At 46.1% G+C, this 20667-nt stretch carries 20 protein-coding genes and 1 tRNA gene; all 21 read right to left on the bottom strand.

What is annotated here, in order from left to right:
* Positions 1-19 precede the first annotated feature (19 nt).
* Positions 20-958 (bottom strand): cysteine synthase A, encoded by a 939-nt coding sequence (cysK, locus tag NST47_RS03330; RefSeq protein ID WP_076237346.1) that lies wholly within the window; start codon positions 956-958, stop codon positions 20-22.
* 104 nt (positions 959-1062) lie between these two features.
* Positions 1063-1980 (bottom strand): peptidyl-prolyl cis-trans isomerase, encoded by a 918-nt coding sequence (locus tag NST47_RS03325; RefSeq protein WP_341153919.1) that lies wholly within the window; start codon positions 1978-1980, stop codon positions 1063-1065.
* A gap of 222 nt (positions 1981-2202) precedes the next feature.
* Entirely contained in the window at positions 2203-3072 is an 870-nt protein-coding gene (gene hslO, locus NST47_RS03320) for an Hsp33 family molecular chaperone HslO (RefSeq protein WP_341153918.1), read from the bottom strand.
* A gap of 45 nt (positions 3073-3117) precedes the next feature.
* Positions 3118-3882 (bottom strand): type III pantothenate kinase, encoded by a 765-nt coding sequence (locus NST47_RS03315; protein WP_341153917.1) that lies wholly within the window; start codon positions 3880-3882, stop codon positions 3118-3120.
* Positions 3879-4751: a carboxylating nicotinate-nucleotide diphosphorylase gene (gene nadC / locus NST47_RS03310; protein ID WP_445667346.1), complete on the bottom strand. Its 873-nt coding sequence runs from the start codon at positions 4749-4751 to the stop codon at positions 3879-3881. The genes NST47_RS03315 and nadC overlap by 4 nt, the downstream gene beginning before the upstream one ends.
* On the bottom strand, positions 4741-6354 hold the full coding sequence (nadB, locus tag NST47_RS03305; protein ID WP_341153916.1) for an L-aspartate oxidase: 1614 nt from the start codon (positions 6352-6354) through the stop codon (positions 4741-4743). Before nadB ends, nadC begins: the two co-directional genes overlap by 11 nt.
* A 39-nt stretch (positions 6355-6393) precedes the next feature.
* A complete protein-coding gene (gene nadA, locus NST47_RS03300; RefSeq protein ID WP_076237336.1) occupies positions 6394-7332 on the bottom strand; it encodes a quinolinate synthase NadA in 939 nt (312 codons plus the stop codon).
* A 388-nt stretch (positions 7333-7720) separates the two neighbouring features.
* Positions 7721-9661 carry an ATP-dependent zinc metalloprotease FtsH gene (ftsH, locus tag NST47_RS03295; protein ID WP_076237335.1) on the bottom strand — a complete coding sequence of 647 codons (1941 nt, stop codon included), beginning with the start codon at positions 9659-9661 and terminating at the stop codon, positions 7721-7723.
* 68 nt (positions 9662-9729) lie between these two features.
* The gene (gene hpt / locus NST47_RS03290; protein ID WP_076237333.1) at positions 9730-10269 is read right to left on the bottom strand and encodes a hypoxanthine phosphoribosyltransferase; all 540 of its coding nucleotides are present in this window, start codon (positions 10267-10269) and stop codon (positions 9730-9732) included.
* 39 nt (positions 10270-10308) lie between these two features.
* The gene (gene tilS / locus NST47_RS03285; RefSeq protein ID WP_341153915.1) at positions 10309-11739 is read right to left on the bottom strand and encodes a tRNA lysidine(34) synthetase TilS; all 1431 of its coding nucleotides are present in this window, start codon (positions 11737-11739) and stop codon (positions 10309-10311) included.
* 27 nt (positions 11740-11766) lie between these two features.
* Complete coding sequence (locus tag NST47_RS03280) at positions 11767-12678, bottom strand: protein kinase domain-containing protein (protein ID WP_341153914.1); 912 nt, start codon at positions 12676-12678, stop codon at positions 11767-11769.
* Entirely contained in the window at positions 12662-13438 is a 777-nt protein-coding gene (locus tag NST47_RS03275; protein WP_341153913.1) for a VWA domain-containing protein, read from the bottom strand. Before NST47_RS03275 ends, NST47_RS03280 begins: the two co-directional genes overlap by 17 nt.
* A 234-nt stretch (positions 13439-13672) precedes the next feature.
* Entirely contained in the window at positions 13673-16135 is a 2463-nt protein-coding gene (spoIIE, locus tag NST47_RS03270; protein ID WP_341159596.1) for a stage II sporulation protein E, read from the bottom strand.
* 232 nt (positions 16136-16367) lie between these two features.
* Positions 16368-16441, bottom strand: a tRNA-Met gene (locus NST47_RS03265).
* Positions 16442-16579: 138 nt separating this feature from the next.
* Positions 16580-17116, bottom strand: coding sequence for a S1 domain-containing RNA-binding protein (locus NST47_RS03260; RefSeq protein ID WP_076237322.1), 537 nt, complete (start codon positions 17114-17116; stop codon positions 16580-16582).
* Positions 17117-17219: 103 nt separating this feature from the next.
* Positions 17220-17552, bottom strand: a complete 333-nt coding sequence (locus tag NST47_RS03255) for an FtsB family cell division protein (RefSeq protein WP_341153912.1) — start codon at positions 17550-17552, stop codon at positions 17220-17222.
* Between the two features lie 15 nt (positions 17553-17567).
* Positions 17568-18146 carry a spore cortex biosynthesis protein YabQ gene (gene yabQ, locus NST47_RS03250; protein ID WP_341153911.1) on the bottom strand — a complete coding sequence of 193 codons (579 nt, stop codon included), beginning with the start codon at positions 18144-18146 and terminating at the stop codon, positions 17568-17570.
* Positions 18143-18427 carry a sporulation protein YabP gene (gene yabP, locus NST47_RS03245; RefSeq protein ID WP_076237316.1) on the bottom strand — a complete coding sequence of 95 codons (285 nt, stop codon included), beginning with the start codon at positions 18425-18427 and terminating at the stop codon, positions 18143-18145. Before yabP ends, yabQ begins: the two co-directional genes overlap by 4 nt.
* A gap of 99 nt (positions 18428-18526) precedes the next feature.
* A complete protein-coding gene (locus NST47_RS03240) occupies positions 18527-18811 on the bottom strand; it encodes an RNA-binding S4 domain-containing protein (RefSeq protein ID WP_341153910.1) in 285 nt (94 codons plus the stop codon).
* Entirely contained in the window at positions 18811-19083 is a 273-nt protein-coding gene (locus tag NST47_RS03235) for an HU family DNA-binding protein (RefSeq protein ID WP_076237312.1), read from the bottom strand. The genes NST47_RS03240 and NST47_RS03235 overlap by 1 nt, the downstream gene beginning before the upstream one ends.
* Before the next feature lie 83 nt (positions 19084-19166).
* Positions 19167-20663: a nucleoside triphosphate pyrophosphohydrolase gene (gene mazG / locus NST47_RS03230; RefSeq protein ID WP_341153909.1), complete on the bottom strand. Its 1497-nt coding sequence runs from the start codon at positions 20661-20663 to the stop codon at positions 19167-19169.
* Positions 20664-20667 lie beyond the last annotated feature (4 nt).

The following is a 20667-nucleotide window of genomic DNA, read 5'->3' as shown; positions in this document are numbered from 1 at the left end:
AAGGGCTCTATCGATGCTGCTACTCTTCGAACTGATACAAAGGTGTGCTTAAGTATCTCTCACCGTTACTCGGAAGAATGGCAACTACGCGCTTACCGGGACCGAGTTCTTTGGCAACTTTCAATGCTGCAAAAATAGCTGCTCCGGAAGAAATACCACCAAGAATACCTTCCTCTTTGGCAACACGACGGGAGGTTTCAAAAGCTTCCTCGTTATCAACCTGAATGACTTCGTCATAAATGTTCGTATTTAAAATTTGCGGTACAAAACCGGCACCGATTCCTTGAATTTTATGTGGACCCGGTTTACCTCCGGACAAAATTGGAGACGCACTTGGCTCAACCGCATAAATTTTGATATTAGGGAAGTTTTCTTTTAAGACGCCACCTGCACCCGTAATTGTTCCGCCTGTACCGATCCCTGAGATGAAAGCATCAAGTTTGCCATCATGGGAATTAATAGCTTCAACGATTTCAGGACCTGTTGTTTCCGTGTGAACCTTAACATTGGCAGGATTATTAAATTGTTGCGGAATAAAATAAGACGGGTTCTCGGCTTGAAGATCTTCCGCACGTTTAATTGCACCCTTCATTCCCTCAGCCCCAGGTGTCAGCACCAGCTGTGCCCCATAAGCGCGAAGCAGATTGCGACGCTCCAAGCTCATTGTTTCTGGCATAACGAGAATGGCCTTATATCCCTTTGCCGCAGCAACCATAGCTAATCCAATTCCGGTATTGCCGCTTGTAGGCTCGATAATCGTATCACCCGGTTTGATTTTGCCTTCTTTCTCAGCAACCTCAATCATACTGATCGCGATACGGTCCTTAACACTAGCTCCCGGATTTTGATATTCCAGCTTCACATAGATCTCTGCACTACCTTCAGGTACAACACGATTTAATTTAACCAAAGGGGTGCCACCAATTAAATCCGTAATACTTTGAACTAATTTCGCCATGCCGAGTTCCTCCTAGAATCGTTATGAATAATATCCGAGTTTTTTGGTTGGTATTCTGTTCTTATCTTATCAACCTGTGCTGAGGTTGTCAATATCCAATTGGATTAAAATGTAATGCTAACCTTCCATCTCTCGCGAAGCTTGAGCATTACATCTTTTAAAGGTGGTGCTTCTCGTAGTGCCATCTCTTTTCTTACTATTTCTTTGAGTTCATCCTTTTTGGCTTTGGAATCTTCCTTCCGTTCCTTCAGCTTGATGATATAAAAGTTATCGTTGAAAAGAACCGGTTTGCTGACTTCACCTACTTTAAGCTTCTTGGCAGCGCTCATAATGGATGGGGCCATAAACGGATCGTTCTCATCCAGCCAGCCCAGATCGCCACCTTTGTCGCGTGTTGAATCATCAAGCGAACGGTTCTTGGCCACTTGTGCAAAATCCATCCCTTTGTTCAGATCTGCCGCTACCTTATCCGTTTGCTCCTTGCTGCCGACAACAATCTGTTGAAGCCTTAGCTGAATGGGAGAAATAAATTCATCAGGGTGTGCCTGGATATAAGAATCAACCTGCTCATCTGTGATGGTGATCGATTTGGTCGCTAACTTCTCCAGCAACAATTTGTTAAACAAATCGGTTCTTAGTGATTCTGGTGTAAAACCTAGCTGCTCTTGCATAGATTCATAAAACTGTGTTTCACTATCATACCCTTGCTGCATACGTATTAATTCTTTTGTTATCTCGTCTTCGGTGACGGTCACGCCCTCCGCATTTCCTTCCATACGAACGACTTCATGATCCACCATTTGATCTAACAATTCCCGGCCGTGTTTTTGCAATAACTGCTGATTCAAATCCTCACTTGTAATCGTTTTGTCGCCCAATTTGGCGATCACTCGCCCACGGGAATCCGACGGGTCAGGCTTCATTGTAGTTGGAGGCTTCTTAAACAATTCGGCAAATATTACGGAGGAAAGGATGACAACGACAAGCAGCAACAGTGCATTGACTCCCCACAATATCTTCATGTTTCGCATTCCTAGTCCCCTCGTATGGTCACTCTCCGTAGATTGAGCTATTTCTGCTATAAAGTACGTGTTCAAAAAGTCGACTTTTCTGCTCCGAGCAGTAAAAGTTTTCGAGCCAGGTTGCAGGATTCGATCACGAGTAAGCAGCGTGTACAGCTTCGTGATCAAAAGAGGACTTTTTGAACAACAACCTCTATAACTAACGTTTGCTCAAACTTCTGGTTATAGCTCCTGGATAAGACCTTCAAGATTTTCCCGATTAAACAGATAGGCTTCATTACAATAATGACATGAAACTTCCGCTTGCCCATCCTCCTGAAGCATCAATTCAAGCTCTTCGCGTCCCAATGAAATCAAGGTCTGCTCGACCCTCTCTCTGGAGCATTTGCAGCGGAACCTGACATCCATTACTCCAAGCACCTGCACCTCTGGAAGAATTCGATGCAAAATATCCTCAAGATCCATTCCTTGGCTTAATAAGGTTGTGATGGGTTCAATGTGAGAAAGCTGTAGCTCGATCAAGGAAATATCATCATCACTTAAGCCTGGCAGCAGTTGAATAACAAAACCACCAGCAGCTATAACCGAGTAGTCCACATTTACCAGCACACCAAGAGCTACTGCGGATGGCGTTTGTTCAGATTTGGCAAAATAGTAAGTAAAATCTTCGGCCAACTCTCCTGATATTAATGGAATACTTCCCCGGTAAGGCTCCTTCAGTCCCAAATCCTTAATGATATTCAAAAAACCTTCCGTACCGACAGCACCGGAAACATCCAATTTGCCCACCTGATTCAGCGGCAAATCCACTTGAGGATTGTCCACATAACCTCGAACATCACCATTGGCATTTGCATCTACCACAACTTGACCAATTGGCCCTCCGCCTTTCACAATAATGGTCAGCTGCTCATCACCTTTAAGCATCGCTCCCATAATCAGGCCTGCTGACACCGTCCGTCCTAAAGCGGCCATGGCTGTGGGCGACATGCCATGCCGCTTGCCTAATTCATCCACAATCCCAGTGGTACGAACAGCAAACGCCCTGACCTTTCCGTCCATCGCTGTAGCTCTAATCAATTGATCCTGCATCGCTTACCCTTTCTTTGTTGACGTAATTGTATATAATCGATCTTCTTATTGGTTGCGTTCATAAATAATTCGCAATCCTTGCAGGGTCAATAATTGGTTGGTCGTTTCAATCGTACGCGACTCCTTGGAAATCAATTCAGCCAACCCGCCGGTTGCAACAACTTTGGGGTTCGTCCCAAATTCCTCGCGAATTCGATCAACGATTCCGTCAACCTGCCCGGCAAAACCGAATATGATGCCTGCTTGCATGGAGGCTACCGTATTGCGTCCCACAACGCTTTTGGGCTTAACCAACTCTATTCTCGGCAGCTTGGCTGCTCTCTGATATAAGGCTTCCGTAGAGATCCCGATACCCGGCGCAACCGCTCCACCAATATATTGTCCAGCCTCATCTATGTAGTCAAAGGTCGTTGCTGTTCCGAAATCAACAACAATAACGGGAGAACCATACATCTCAATAGCCGCAACAGCATTGACAATCCGGTCTGCACCTACCTCGCGAGGGTTTTCGTAACGAATATTTAAGCCGGTTTTTACACCAGGACCCACAATCAGAGGTGCTTTCTTAACATATTTTAAACACAATTGCTCCAATACAAACATTAAAGGCGGTACAACCGAAGAAATAATGACGCCCTCTACCTGATCCAACTTAATCCCGGCATGCTGGAACAAATTATACATCGTCATTCCATACTCATCAGCCGTTGAAGCACGATTGGTACTAAGTCGCCAGTCATGAAGCAAGTTTTTTCCGTCATAAAGACCTAATACGATATTCGTATTACCGACGTCAATCACCAAAATCATGCTTGCACCCCTTTTTGTGCATTCAGATCCAGACTGATATCGAGCGACTGCACCGAATACGTCAATCGACCTACCGAAATTACATCCACACCAGTTTGTGCTATGGCACCGACTGTATCCAAATTGACGGATCCTGATGCTTCTATCAGAATATGCGGTGCTGCTGATTTCATGCGTGTAACAGCCTCTTGCATTTGATCTGTTGTCATATTGTCCAGCATAATAATATCAGGCTGCGCCAGTAATGCCTCTTCCAGTTGCTCTTTGCTCTCAACTTCTACCTCGATTTTCATTGTATGAGGAATCTGAGCACGCGCAGCACGGATTGCTTCTGTTATGCCCCCTGATCCTTTAATGTGGTTATCCTTGATCATAACCGCATCATACAGACCAAAACGGTGATTATGTCCGCCTCCGACCCGCACTGCATATTTTTCTAACAGCCGATGACCTGGAGTTGTTTTACGTGTATCCACGAGTCTGACCGGCAAGCCTTGCAGAGCATCGACAAACTGCCTGGTACGGGTAGCTATCCCTGACAAACGCTGCATCAGATTAAGAGCGAGCCTCTCACCCAGTAAAATATGTCGGGTATTGCCTGTCACCTCAGCCAACACACAGCCCTTGTCCACAGCTTGTCCTTCTTCAACCTTCGCTACAAAACGAAGCTCGGGATCAACAAGCGCAAACACAGCTGCTGCGATCGGCAATCCAGCGATAATTCCAGACTCCTTGACATGAATAATAGCTTTTGATTGATGATCCTTGGGAATGGTTGTCATGGTCGTGACATCACCCATGCCAATATCTTCCTCCAGCCACAGCTGAAGGTTTTTCTTTACAATATCCATCTGCAGCTCAAACATCATCAATCTTCTCCTCCGTAATCCCGTCTTCCCGACTGAATATCGTATGCTTCCTCCAGTTCAGATCGTCCTTCTCCGGAAAATCATCCCTGTAGTGTCCCCCGCGGCTTTCTTTCCTAATCAAAGCAGCCTCAGTTGTTAAGAGCGCACATGTGAGCATATTGGCAAACTCGTAATCCTCGCGCTTGTTCAAACAAGATTCAAAGATGGATAGCTGGCGGCGCAGCTCTTCATAACCTTTCTCCAGCCCTTTGGCTTCACGCTTTAGTCCGGCATAACGCAGCATAATTTTTTGCAGCTTTAGCCTCTTTTCAACTATTGGCTGTTTGGCGTGTTCATTACGAGACGTTACTTGCTGAACAGATGGATTCGCAGTCAAAGGAGACAATTGGTCAATACGCTCCAAAATTCTCCGACCAAACACAATCGCCTCAGATAGTGAATTACTGGCTAAACGATTAGCCCCGTGAACCCCGGTTGACGACACTTCACCACAAGCAAACAAGCGGGCCACCTTCGTTTCACCGTAAAGATCGGTTTTCACACCGCCCATCATATAATGCGCAGCAGGTGCAACAGGGACCCAGTCCGAAGACAAATCCAAACCATAGTTCAGACAAAACTCATATATGGTTGGGAAACGATGCTTCACCGTTTCTTCGGATTCATGCGTAAAATCGATATAAACAAATGTAGATTTCGTCAGCTCCATCTCATTCACGATAGCCCTTGCCACGACATCACGCGGCGCCAGCTCCAGCTGTGGATGGTATTTCTCCATAAATCGTTCACCTGTAATATTGCGTAAGATAGCGCCTTCACCACGAACAGCCTCGGAAATCAGAAAACGTGGTGCTCCTGGATAACAAAGTGCTGTCGGATGAAATTGTATGAATTCAACATCCTGAATAAGTGCTCCTGCACGGTAAGCAATTGCAATCCCATCACCTGTAGCAATATCTGGATTGGTAGTGTACCGAAATAATTGTCCCGCTCCGCCCGTACATAGAATCGTAGCGTTGGCTTTGACAAAAACCCTTTGACCACTCGGCTTTTGCACCAACGCACCAAGACATTCCCCGTTTTCGGTTATCAAATCTATAACAAAATGATCATCCCAAACCTCAATATTTGGATCCAGCTTCGTTTTCTCTGATAAGGATCTTACGATTTCAGCTCCTGTTGCATCCCCGTGAGCATGTAAAATACGGCGGTGACTATGAGCTCCTTCTCGGGTCAGTGCAAATGCTCCATCCTCCAGATCGAACTGCGTACCCATCTTGATCAAATCCCTGACGCCTGCCGGCCCTTCATGCACCAATACATCAACTGCCTCATGGGAGCACAGCCCTGCACCAGCTACCAGAGTATCGTGTAAATGATAATCCGGCGAATCATCATCAGCTATAACCGCGGCGATTCCACCTTGAGCATAACGTGTGTTGCTATCGAGCAGCGATTTTTTCGTTACCATTAGCACACTATATTTTTCACTTGCTTTGATAGCGGTAAAAAGACCGGCGATTCCAGCGCCGATCACCATAACATCGGTATGAACTTGAGGCAGCTTGCTGATATCAAAGTCTACTAAATAACGTGGTATCATGAGTACGCTCACTTTCTTCTACAAAGAGAGTAGCGCATGCTACTTCACTAGCAGCATGCGCTCCAAGGATGCTCTGGCTTGATCGGCAATATGCGGCGGTACATAAATTTGCGGCTGCATTGTTTCCAGACAGCGTACCACTTTTTTCAAGTTGTTCACTTTCATATTAGGGCAAACCAGGTATTTGGTAGCAAAATGAAACTTTTTGTCTGGGCTGTCCACTCTCAATTGAAACCCGGTTCCATCCTCAGTACCTACTATAAATTCTTGATGCTCTGATTCTTTACAATATTTGATAATGGCTGTAGTACTTCCCACAAAATCCCCAAGCTTAACTACCTCAGGCCGACATTCAGGATGAACGACAAATTTGGCATTGGGGTACTGCGCTCTCATCTCTTCTACATCTTTGACGGTCAGCATGTCATGGGTGTTGCAGTAACCTTCCCAAATAATCATTTTTTTGTCCGTAAATTTGGAAACATAGTCACCCAGATTTTTGTCTGGAACCCAAATAATTTCATCGGAATCTACCGACTCGATCACTTTAATAGCGTTTGCCGACGTACAGCAAATATCGGTTTCTGATTTTACATCAGCCGAGGTATTGATATAAGCAACAACTTTCGCATTTGGATGCTGTTTCTTAAGTGCACGGAGACCGTCTACATTAACCATGTCTGCCATCGGACAGCCAGCCCGTTCATCAGGAATCAGCACGGTTTTGGTTGGGGCCAGTATCTTTGCACTTTCCCCCATGAAATGTACACCACAAAATACAATGACGTCAGCATCGGTAGTTGCTGCTTTCTGCGCCAAAAGGAAGGAATCACCACGAAAATCAGCAACTTCCTGAATCTCATCTCTTTGATAATAATGAGCCAATATGATCGCGTTACGTTCCTTCTTTAACTGAAGGATTCGTTCTTTTAACTCGCGCTTTTGATCTTCTTTCCGTTCCAATGCCAGTGCTTCCATAAGAAACCCTCCCTTTCTCTTGAGCTGCAGTTGGTTTAACGATATTAGTATGTGAAAATGTTCACATAAAGTTTAAAGATTTACACCTAATTTACACAACATCACAGGCTGTGTCAATGCTTAAATAGATGCAAAATGAACTAATTATTCGCATATTCGTCAGCAGGTTCCGTATACCCTCAGCTTAAGTCCAGTTCTTGTTTTTTTGACTCCTTAGCAATAAGAAAAGCTTCTGATCGAAGCCTATTCGAGGAAGATACATCCGTGTTTTATATGTAGCTTTTCTTGCAATATCAGAATATTCAGCTCTGCTGAAAATTTATAAATTCTGATATTATAACAAAGCCGACAGCAATGAATATGCCGCCGGCTTGTATAACGCAGTAAATTAAGATTCTTTATTCGGATCTTCTTCAATTGGATGTTTGTCAAAATCAAGCTTATTGGCTTCTGATGTTGTTTCCTGGCCTTGGATATTAATTCTCACATCGGAAGCATCATCAAGACTGCCGTTATCGATGAGTTGAATAATTTCATCCTTTTCCAGGATCTCTTTTACCAATAATGTCTCGGCAATGAGTCGTACTTGATCTGCATATTTCTCCAATGTTTCCTTCGCTTTCGCGTAGCAGCTGCGGATAATGGTTTGCATTTCCTGATCGATTTCATAAGCTATGGCATCACTGTAGTTTTGCTCATGGCCAAAATCACGACCCAGGAATACTTGCCCCTGCACATTGCCAAACTGCATCGGTCCAAGCTTATCGCTCATGCCATACTCCATAATCATCTTACGAACGATGCCAGTCGCACGTTGGAAATCGCTGTAGGCACCGGTACCGATTTGTCCGATGAATAACTCTTCCGCCACACGACCGGCCAACAATCCCGTTACCTTGTCAAGCAGCTCGGTTTTGGTATTCATCATCTTGTCTTCGCCTTCTTTAGGAAGCATCATCACATAGCCGCCTGCGCGACCTCTTGGGATGATTGTTACCTTATGGACCATATCGGCGTTTTCAATATGATATCCGACAATCGTATGTCCGGCTTCATGAAAAGCGACCATACGTTTCTCGCGTTCGCTAATAACACGATTCTTCTTCTGGGTACCTACAACCACACGATCAAAAGCTTCGTCCAGCTCACCCATGGAAATATCTTTACGGTTACGTCTGGCGGCGATTAACGCAGCTTCATTCAACAGGTTCTCCAGATCAGCGCCTGTAAATCCGGTCGTATAACGCGCAATCGATTCCAGCTTAACATCTTTATTTAATGGCTTATTGCGAGCATGAACTTTTAGTACTTCTTCGCGGCCTTTGACATCTGGACGGTCAACCGTAATTTGACGGTCAAAGCGTCCTGGACGCAGCAATGCCGGATCGAGAATATCAGGTCTGTTCGTAGCGGCGACAATAATTATGCCTTCGTTAGCTCCGAAACCATCCATTTCTACAAGCAATTGGTTCAATGTCTGCTCACGCTCGTCATGTCCGCCACCTAAACCTGCGCCACGCTGACGACCTACAGCATCAATCTCATCAATAAAAATAATACATGGTGCGTTCTTCTTGGCATTCTCGAACAAATCGCGTACACGCGATGCCCCAACACCTACGAACATTTCAACAAAATCCGAGCCGCTTATGCTGAAGAACGGAACGCCAGCTTCACCAGCTACAGCCCGTGCAAGCAAGGTTTTCCCTGTTCCCGGAGGTCCATTAAGCAATACACCCTTAGGAATTCTTGCACCTACAGCAGCGAACTTACGAGGATCCTTCAAAAACTCAACAACCTCGACCAGCTCTTGCTTCTCTTCATCTGCCCCCGCGACATCCTCAAAGGTAACGCGCTTCTTCTCTTCGTTATATAGTCTGGCGCGGCTTTTTCCAAAATTCATGACTTTGCCGCCGCCACCCTGCGCGTTATTCAGTAAAAAGAAGAACAGGATGAAAATAATGACGAACGGAATAATGGAGGTAAGGAAGCTAATCCAAACATTGTCACCTTCCATTTTCTCAATCGTGATGTTCGGAACCTCAGCCTTTTCAAACATCTGGATTACTTCTTGGTCAAAGGGCGCACGAGTCTCGAAATTCTTCTTATCCGGCAAGGGCGCATTTTTATATTTCCCACGAACCAAGTATGTATATCCGTCAAATTTGACATTGACCGAATCCACATTTTTCTCTACTAAGGCCTGTCGGAGCTTATCGTAACTAATTACGTCTTTCTGTTCATTCTGTGTGCTAATAAAGTGAACGATACCGACGGTGACCAAAAAAATGAGCAAATAAAACCCTGTATTGCGTATAATTCGGTTCATCCCTTACCTCCTCTCAAACGGCAACTTTGTTTATTGTACCACAGCAAGTCTGGGCATAACAAGAAATGCTAATGTGAGTAAACTTCCGGCTTTAAAATCCCGACATACGGCAGATTGCGATACTTTTCCGCATAGTCCAATCCGTACCCGACTACGAATGCATCCGGTATGCTGAATCCTTTATAGTCTGCTTCCAAATCGGTCGTTCTACGCGCTGGTTTGTCAAATAAGGCTGCGACAGTAATCGATAACGCATTGCGACGTTCGAGAACATCTATGAGATAGCTGAGTGTAAGTCCACTGTCAATGATGTCTTCCACAATGAGGATATGCCTTCCCTCTACGGGAACATCCAAATCCTTAACAATCTTGACAACCCCTGACGACTTCGTTGACTGTCCATAGCTGGACACCGCCATAAAATCAATTTCCAAAGGAACTGTCATTCGCTTCACCAAATCCGACATGAAAATAAACGCGCCCTTTAATACACAGATGACCAGCGGATTGCGCCCTTCAAAATCACGGCTTAATAGCTCCCCCATCTCCTTAACTTTCTCTTGAATGTCTTGTTCGCTGTAAAGTACTTCGAGAATGTCGTTTTGCAACAGAGAACCTCCTACTGAAATAAAATTAAATGATAGCACTTATAGACTTTTTGAACACGCACTTATACAAATCATCAATCGTGTATGCCCTGTAATCAAGGCATGCGACGATCTACGAACCCCCGGAAGCCACACGATGCGCTCCTGAGCGTCCACGACAACCGGCACCTGCAATCTTAAGCTGGGCGGCAGTTTGGAATCGATGAAGATATCCTTTACCTTTTTGGACCCGTTCAGTCCAAGCAGACTCATTCGGTCTCCATCCTTGCGATTTCTAACCTGCAAGGGAAACTGCAGCTGCTCTGCATCAAACCAGGCAGTATTACGATCATGAACAGGTACAACCCAATGCTCATCCACCGTAGTACGCTCCATCCAGCTGCATGCCAGCTTGACTCCTGTTTCTCCAATCGTCAGGCTATCGATGTCCCGCTCCCACGTATAGCTGTAGGATGCAGGTGGTACCCCATCATTATGCACATAAATCCGATCGTATTCCCTTGTTAAAACCAAGCTGCCTCCTATATGTAGGCTCAGGTTAGATAGGTCCCCGAGAATAGCGTCCCGCATTTGCTCAAGCTTTAGGAAATCTATGGAATCTGCGTCACCAAGAAGACAATTTAATATTAGTTTAATCAAACGTCTTTGTAAAGCAAGATGAAGCCCTTCAAACCATTTTCTTGACCATTCACAGAAATCACTTTCCTGGTTAACCCCCTCCGCAAAAGCTGACATGGTCTGCAAATGCATGAAATCATGCTCAGCTGTCATCATCACAGACAGTCGGTTCAATGCTTGCGGCAGTTGATCGTTGTAATTACGAAGCTGCGGAAGCAAGCCAAGGCGAACTTCATTACGGAAATATTTAGTATCCATATTACTACTGTCTACATAGAAAGCAAGCTGCTTATGATGACAATAGTCCAATAGCTCTGATTTATATATACGAAGCAAGGGGCGTACAAGTTCCACATCTTTTTCTAAGCGACGAATTGGGATGCCTGTAAGTCCGGCCGGCCCTGTTCCCCGCAGCATCCTCATCAGCATCGTTTCCGCCTGATCGTCTGCGTGATGACCAAGTACAATACGCGCTGCATCATAACGGTGTGCGACTTCAAATAAAAACCGATAGCGCAGCTCACGTGCCGCAACCTGTGGATTCTTCCCTGTTTCCCGGATATATTGCGGGAGATCGAAGTTCGCTACTTCACAAGGCAGCCCAAGCTTATCCGCCAGACTTGCCACATACTGAGCCTCCTGCTCCGACTCCTCAATGCGAAACCCGTGATTTACGTGCGCGAGGACCAGCCGCCAATTCCACCGTTCCGACATTGTAAAAAGGAGATGCAGCAGTGCTACGGAATCCGGTCCCCCCGATACCGCTACAACTATGCATTCCCCTTCCACCAATAACCGCTCCGACTTGATTAAAAACTCCACTCTTGCTGCTAAATCGACTGCTAGATCCATATCCCCCTCCTTCCGGCTTGCTGCCAGCTATGTCCAGTAAAAGTATACGACTAATCCGAAGAACACCAGGGAGACCGTAAATCCTAATTTCAGCCATGACTCCCGATTAGCAGAGGTAGCAGGTAAGCGCTTATGAAATTTCAACCGCCGCCATGCCGCCAATACCTGGCTGGAACTTGTGTAATGCCCTAGCAGTGCTTTTTGCAGCACAGGCCTACAAGGCTCCAATATCGGATTGGTCTTCAGTAAATCAATCAGCATTTGGACATTGCGGTTTTGCGGCAGCAGCTTATCAATCCCATGCATTCTCTGCTCTGTCTCCGTGCTGCTTATGAGGAGAACGGCAAAAGCGAACATATCATAGCCTTCGTCTGCGGACCTTGTTCCTGCCCCCCAATAGCCACGGTCGTACACTTCGGTAAATTGCTTCACCGATCGTCCTTTTGCCGTGACCCCGCCAAAATCAATTAATTCGACATCTCCATAGCCGCATACGAGCATGTTTTGCACTTTAATATCACCGAACACATAACCCCGTTCATGCAGCTCGACCAGCTTGCGCAATATATTCAAACCAATCAGACCCATCCAATCACGACCGTTGTGCCTAATAAAATCGGAAATCGTTTGTCCCTTGATATAACGCATCACATAGAACGGATAGTCTGCACCCTGGTGATGAAAATCATCAACATCCAGCAAATAATTTTGAAAGGATGTATTTGATTTCGACAGCACCTTCAAAGCGTTCACCTCGGATTGAAGATCTGCCGCATCCAACCCTAGCTTGAGTGCATATTGACGCTTACCGCGCTTAACTAGATATACCTTGCCATTGGCCCCCTCACCCAGCAAACGTTCAACCTGATAAACGGCCTTATTCCATTTGCCCGTCAGGACGGTATCGGATTGTATAATTTGATCAAACGATGTAGTCACTCAATATCCCATCCTTGCCTATTGACGCGTTTCCAGTCACGAATGTGTCCTTCTGGCGAGAATTCCCATTTTCATATATATCGGCAGCAGGAGTGCCTATGATAAACTCGGTAACTTTCAAAAGAGCGGGACCCGTCGGAGTCGTACCTCTCATGTTTAATTTATAAAACAAACGGTTTAAATTTGCAAGGTTACGTGTCCAATCCAGATCCATTTGTGCCTCTTCCTGATGAGCACCTGCCCCTGGAAAGTGGAATACAGCCGTTTCGCTGCTGCCTGTACGTGCTTGCAGGCTAAGCTGCAAATCGTAAATAGCTTCTTTGACCGCCGACAGCTTCTGCTTCATGCTGGCACTTGTATCAATGAGCAACGCAACCTTTATAGATGCCGTTTCGCCTAAATCATCCATTACCTGTACAACCTGTGCGCGTTGATCCAAAGGAAGGCTTTCCAGCTTGGCATCACCCAAAATATGCTGCAGCTCCTTGCCTACGATTTGCTGGATGGTGTGTGCAACCGTTTTTCGGGTCATCATTTGAACCGTTTGCGACAGCTTGGCTGGTGTTACAATTCGACTGGTCCCCCCTCCGGCCCGAGCGATCTCCTGAATTTCATCCGCCCCCATCTCATCAATCTCATGTTCATTGAGCAATCCGATGACATTTACCACTATACCTTCAGCCTTGGCCTGCGCAGCCGCTATAACAGGACTAATACCTACATTCGAGCAGCCGTCGGTTATTAAAAGAATCTGTTTCACAGGTTAACCTCCTATTATTGCAATTAATAGGTTTAGTTTTTCCAGTTTGCAAGTTTCTTAAACTCATCGACAATATGTTGAAATAGGCCCGCCCACATTCACAAAAAAAGAATCGTCGGCATATACCCTACGATTCTCTTCTACGCAGCTGTATTCTTTATTTCATAATGAAAGTTAAAGGAAGGAATCCTATTCGAGTCAACAATTATGCAAATATGGAGGGAAACGATAGCCCTAGCTCACCACCTTTGGACGCTCAATGCGCTGCAGCCCGGGCCAACTAAAGGTTGCCCACTCCGGCTTGTACTTCTCCACACGAGCTACTACAACCGTCATATCATCGTAAATCTCCCCGTAGTGATAACGAACAATCCGCTCCAGTAAAATATCGGCAAATTCCTGTGGTGATTCGGTATCAATTTCCGACAGCACTCGCTTCATCCACAATTCTTTATTCACTGCATGTCCGGGTGCGTCGTAGATCCCATCAGTCATCATCACAAGAATATCCCCTGGATATAACGGCAGACTGATCAGATCCACATCGATCTCATGTACAATCCCTACAGGCAAGTTATTGGCCGTGATCGGTATGACCTCGCTGCCTCGCTTGACAAAGCTGGGTACGGATCCAATCTTCAGGAAGGTCGTATGGGCATCATAAAGATCAATCAACGCCACATCAACGGTTGCATACATCTCGTCCGAGGATCGAAGCATCAGGACAGAATTAACAGATTTAATAGCCAATCGTTCATCCATACCGGACTGTAGGAGCTGCTGTAAAATCGTAAGTGCGGTGCTGCTCTCGGCTCTTGCCCGTTCCCCATTGCCCATTCCGTCACTTAAAGCGACTGCGAATTTGCCATTACCCAGCTCAATCGTGCTAAAGCTGTCGCCAGACAATACATCTCCGCCCTTGGCAGCGGCAGCGACGCCCGTTTCAATTTCATATTCCTTCGCCGATCCAAAGACTACCGTGCTGTAGCCCTCCTTACGCTCCAGCATCTGCTCATTTTTAACCGTAATATGTTCTTCCAATATTTCCGATAGCAAGGGGCCGATGATTTTTCGACATTCATCAAAGCCTTTGGTGTATTGGTGAATAATCTCGATTTCGACATTGCCCTCATCCAGACTAATAATATCGATACTATGAATGGAGAGTCCAAGCTCCTCCAAAGCACTGCGAATCTGCTCCTCCTGTACAAACAACTCCTGTCCCTCGCGCTTGATCTCATTGGCTAGGTCCTCCATGACCTGGGAGACGCCAAATAGCTGCTCGGCTACCAAATGCCGGCTGTCCACAATCTGCTTTTTCCAATGCTGATCGTTCTGATACAGCTTGTACTGCTGCTGCATGACCTCCGCAACCTGATCCGGCTTTACACACAGCTTTTTCCACTGTGGCTGCATGTCCTTGCGCTTGAGCCCATGACCGAGCTCCACCTCTGTCATCATTTCCGTCATAAACTTATAGGTCTGATAAAACTTCTCGTCCCAGCACTGATCCCGCTTCCAGCAAGAGGCGCAGCTGCGGTTTGCAACGGAATTCATAAAATGACCGATCTCTTCCTCCCTTTTCATAGGTTCTGTTTCCGCTGTAATTTGTCTAAAGCTCCGGGACAGCTGACGAAATACCTCCGAGAATTTTTCCACACGGTCAGCAGTAATATCTCGTACTCTTTTGGCATAATCATGTTGTGACTTCATATTTTCCTGCGTTCCCGGCACATATTTGGCAAGCAGCAGAAGTACCCCGCGAGGCGTCAACAGAAACAGCAGCACAGCAGCCAGCGACTCCCAAGTTGAATTCAGTATTTCGGACTGATTCCCGATATAGATGGATAGAATCGAAGAGCCGAGCAGCATGCCCAGAGACACCGCCATCCGCTGTCCCTCCTTCAGCAGTCCAGCCAGCATCCCTGCAAAAGCGAGCAGGCTCATCTGGTAAATGGCCGACGAATTCGCCAGGCTCAAAATCAGCCCTGTAATAACTCCGACCGAAGCCCCCAGCGGCGCACCTCCGACCAATGCAAACAGTAGAATCAAATAACGGGACAGAACATGCTCCAGGGTAACCGGTCCGATCAACCAGCCTACTGTACCCGTCATAACGGAAGCAAGCAATATAATCAAACATATAATTTCCTCATGCTTCAAGCTGTAATGCTTGCGCGTAAGCGTAAAGACGGGAACTGCCTGCAAAAAGATATGCGTCAAGATCAAGCTCAATACCGATTCGACACCCGTTATCGTCAAGGTGTACCAGGAAAGCCTGCCAGCAGCCAATACGGCAAAAAGCTGAACGAAAAAGGTAGCTGCAAAAACAATCAATGGTGCATATGAAATGTCAGAGCGTTGAAAGCGCTCTATACCTTTTTGTATAAGCAGTACCACCAGCATCGCTACTACCATATATCCGGTATGCTCCGGTGCCTGCGAAAACAAGCTTCCTCCAATCAAGAAAAGTCCGGTTCCAACTAACAATTCCTTGCGCAAAAAATAGATCACGGCAAAAAATGCAACGGCAAACGGAGCCAGCTGATCAAGAATCATTGCCCGTCCCAACAGGAAGGCCATACCTAGTATGAGGATTGAGCCTTTTCGTGCTGCTATTGATTGCACCCATCGATTATCCGCAAACTTGCCGACCACATTGTGTTTTGTCTTTTGAAACCAGCGGTTTCGTTCCATTCCTGTTTGAGTCCATCCTAAACTTTTCAACATACTTGGCCAACACCACCCATATTTGATTAGTGTTTTCTAGTATATCGAGAGTCTATTGTAAAGTTTGTCACAATCAGTTGGTAGACTAATAATTTTTTCCGACAAAAAAGAAGCCATCTGTATGACAGCCTCCCTTTAACAGCAAAAAAACACCTCACCGGACAGCACGTCTCGGCAAGATGCTTTTGTTCTCTTGCAATAGCGGCGAAGGGAATCGAACCCCCGACCTCACGGGTATGAACCGTACGCTCTAGCCAGCTGAGCTACACCGCCACAACATGTATGACTATATAACAGGCTTGGCCTCATTGTCAAGCTTGGTTTAGCCCTGTAAACAAGGTGCATCAGACAGCAAGCAACAAAAAAGCCGCATAAGCAATTCGCTCATACAGCTTCATCACCTTACTATATTTAATCGCGTCTAGCGCCGCGACCTCCACGTTTCCCTTCCGTGTTCTTCTTCAGGGAAGAGATGCGTTCCTCGCTATCCTTTAAAAAACGCGAAACCTTGTCCTCGAACGTTAATTTGCCTACTGGAGGTTTACCTCCACGGCCTCCACGATCGCCTCCACGGCCTCCAAATCCACCGCCGCCTCCGCTGCTGCGACCGCCACGATCGCCTCCACCACTTCCGCCGCTGCCACCCATACCGCCGCCACTGGAACTACCAGCTGGTCGTTCGTAGCGTTGAGGTCTTGGCGCTTCAGGGGGTTTGTCAACTGCTTGCTTGATGGATAAACCGATTTTGCCGTCTTTGTCGACATTGATAACTTTAACCGTTACCACATCGCTCAATTTCAAATGATCGTTGACGTCTTTTACATAGTTGTCTGCGATCTCCGAAATGTGCACCAGACCTGTACCACCCTCTGGGAGCTCAACAAACGCCCCAAAATGAGTAATGCCTGTTACCTTGCCTTCCAGCTTGCTGCCCACTTCAATTGCCATAAAGTAAAATGTTCCTCCCTTAAATAGTTAACAAAAGACTTCAACAATGGAGATTATAACGTACACGCTGCAATACGGTCAACCAAAGCTTTCTTGCATAGACCTATTTCTTTAGCTCTTTGGGCACATAAAATAATGTTTCCCCTTGCTTCACATAATGCAGCTCTTTTCGAATTTTTTGTTCAACGTATTCCGGATCATTCAATCGGACAATTTCACGCTTCGTCGCTTCATTGATTTTCCGATTTTCATCCAGCTCCTGCTGCAAAGCGCTCATTCTCTCATCCTTGGCACCAAGCTTACTTACTTGATTCCACAAGGTTACGCCAGCCCAGCTCATAAAGCAAGCAAGAACAATCAGGACCAAGCGGCGTCTGCGGAAAGAGCCTTTATTATTTGGTTTCGTATTGTTGCTTGTTATGGAGACAGCTCGCATCGTTTGAGAATCCTCCTACGTCCGATGAAAAAACCGACGAATGAACTTTACCATCGTTTGAACGGTTGTATTGTTACCTATTTGAGCACGAACATATCTGATTAGTGGGAATGTTAAAAATTTAACTATTTTCCACACAGTATATAGCAATTGTAACATAACTTGATACAGGAAAATAGCTATTGCCGATAAAAATCCAAAAAATATGATGAACACTCTAAAAAGCAGCACAACAGGTCTTATCAACAGTATATTAACCAATTGTACCAGCCAGTGAATCACAATTTTCACCATACGGATAAGAAATTGCAAACATGTAATGAGTATTCCGCTGAACAACCAGAAATAGACGATAACCCCTACCAGCAGACCGATAAATATAAATAGTCTAACTTGACCCCAGTTGATGTCATACAGCAATTTAAAAATAAGCAAGGTCCCGATAATCCAGAATACGAGGTCCAATACATAGTAGGCATAACGAGGAGCCCTTAAATGATGGGCTAGCACCCGATACAAGTCAAACAATCCCCCGAGCGACAGACCTCCCAGCAGCATGGTACCCATCGTGGCAAATTGCATCTCCAGCGTCATTTAAACATCTTGCCCCATAATCCCTTAGGCTTCCCCTGTGCATTTGCATCCACATACAGCAGCTCATTAATCAAGCCCTCTATGACGACGAATCCCTGCTCCAGACTGAGGTTCTTGATATGCAGGTTCTGTCCCCTGATTCTAAGAAAGCCATAGTCCGTCTCCAGCATAAATTCCTCACTATCGAAGCTTTCCACGTTTAAAACACCGGACACCTCAAGCAGCTTGCGGTTGAGCATTTTGATTTCTTGTCGTTTCACTTTTCCCTGCTCAATGGCCATGAACCGATCCCTCCCATCAGCTTTGATTGTCTGCAAAGCTTGTATACTCTACACATATGGGGGGATGTCCACATTTAGAACACAAAAGAGACTGAAAGATCAGTCTCTCTGGCCTTGCCATAATTCGGATTTGTGCATTTCCTCTTTGAGCAGTGTATACATGTGGGCTGCATCTTCCTTGCGGGTAGATTCGGAAAGCTGTTCCACGCGAACCGTGATACTTTTCTGTCCGAATTGGATTTTCAGCTCGTCCCCGACCTTCACCGCACTGCTCGGCTTGGCATCTCTGTCATTGATCCAAACACGTCCTTGGTCGGATACATCCTTGGCCACTGTCCGTCGTTTGATCAACCGCGATACCTTAAGGAACTTATCAAGACGCATTATTTTACCGCTTCTTTAAGCTTGTTACCTGCTTTAAAAGCCGGTACAGTCGATTCTGGGATTGAGATTTCTTTGCCCGTTTGCGGGTTGCGGCCAGTACGTCCCGAACGCTTACGCGTTTCAAAAGTACCAAATCCGATCAATTGGACTTTGTCGCCAGTGGAAAGCGCATCCGTAACTTCACCTAAAAAGTTATTCAGGACGGTTTCCACATCTTTTTTGTTCAGTCCGCTTTTTTCAGCAATATTCGTAATCAAATCTGTTTTATTCATCGTTATATATTCCTCCTCAAAATAAAGCTTATTGGTATGTATTCTTGATGCCTCAGGAAAATCCTGCTAAAAGCCTGTTATCTTTATATTTTTTTTGCTTCCTGCCATAAGGCTTCCATCTCTTGTAAACCAGTTTGCTCCAAATTCCGACCCTTTAATCGTACCTGCTGCTCAATATAACCAAAACGGTTAAAAAATTTGCGATTGGCTTCACTCATGGCTTCCTCAGGGTCAATTTTCAGGAATCGGGCCAGATTGACGACAGAAAACAGCAGATCGCCCAGCTCTTCCTGCTGTTCGGTTTTGGATAAAGACGCAATCGCTTCCTTAAGTTCCAGCAGCTCGGACTCCACGACTTCGATAACTTCCTCCAACCGGCTCCAATCAAACCCGACAGCTGCTGCCTTCTTCTGCAGCTTGTAGGCTCTCATCAGGCCAGGCAGCTCACGAGGCACTCCGGAAAGCAGTGGAAGCTGATCGGGATCGATCCCCTTCTTGCGCTTTTCCTCCTGTTTGATCTGGTTCCAATTGACAAGCGCCTCATCGGCATTACCCGCCTGAGCAGCTCCAAATACATGAGGATGTCGGCGAAGCAGCTTTTCATTGAGACCTGCGATAACGTCCCAAACGTTGAAGCTGCCCGCTTCGGCTTCGATTTGCGCATGCAGCATGACCTGCAGCAGCAAATCGCCCAGCTCCTCGGCCATATGGTCTGTATCCTCTTCATCGAAGGTTTCCAGCACCTCGTAGGCTTCCTCGATCAGGTTTTTACGCAGCGATTGATGCGTCTGCTCCCGATCCCATGGGCAGCCCTCGGGACTCCGCAAAATATCGACAATTTCATGCAGGCGGGCAAAGGTGCGGTTGCGCAGCCTTTCCTGTTCGCTTCTTGGAACCCACACCAAGGAGAGGTTGCCAAAATCCTGCAGATGGTCCAGCTCATACAGCGGGATGCGGTGAATACGTTCCTCGCCCGCCACACCCAAAGCATGTCCAACAACAATCTCATGCTCATCCGGGTACAATTCCATCAGCGATAGCTTGACATCAGAGGCACTGAGCGTATCGTATACCTGCGTAATGACGGTGTGCAGCAGCGGATTCAGGCTGTACAACGACAGATCGGATCCATTCAGCAGCTGAAAGCCTTCTATTGGATCAAAGCCAAGCCGCAGGAAGGCTTGATCGAGAAAGCTCTCCCCACCCAGCAATGTCAGCTGAATGCCCGCTTCCGGACATCGCTCCCTTAATAGCTGGACGGTTTTTTCAGCCACCATCGGATGTCCAGGTACAGCGTACACAATTTCACCTGCTGGGGTATCGGCAGAAGCAGCTGCCTTGGCCTTAGCCAGCAGCTCAGCGGTTATCGCTTCGTACACCTGCTCGAACTGGTCATGGCTTTCGTAAATCGCATCGAAGGATTCATAAGTAATTCCGTTGCGTGTCAGCATCTGGACCATCGGATGCTGATCCGTACGCAGATACAGCTTGTCAGCAGCTTGAATTTTTTTCCATATTCCTAGTGTCAGCTGATCTTCATCGCCGGACCCAAGACCTATAATGATAATATGGGGTTTCATGATA

It is taken from the genome of Paenibacillus sp. FSL H8-0034, from assembly GCF_038000305.1.
GTDB lineage: Bacteria > Bacillota > Bacilli > Paenibacillales > NBRC-103111 > Paenibacillus_S.
The sequence above is the reverse complement of the archived record's forward strand: the minus strand, read 5'-3'. Positions and strand labels throughout refer to the sequence as shown.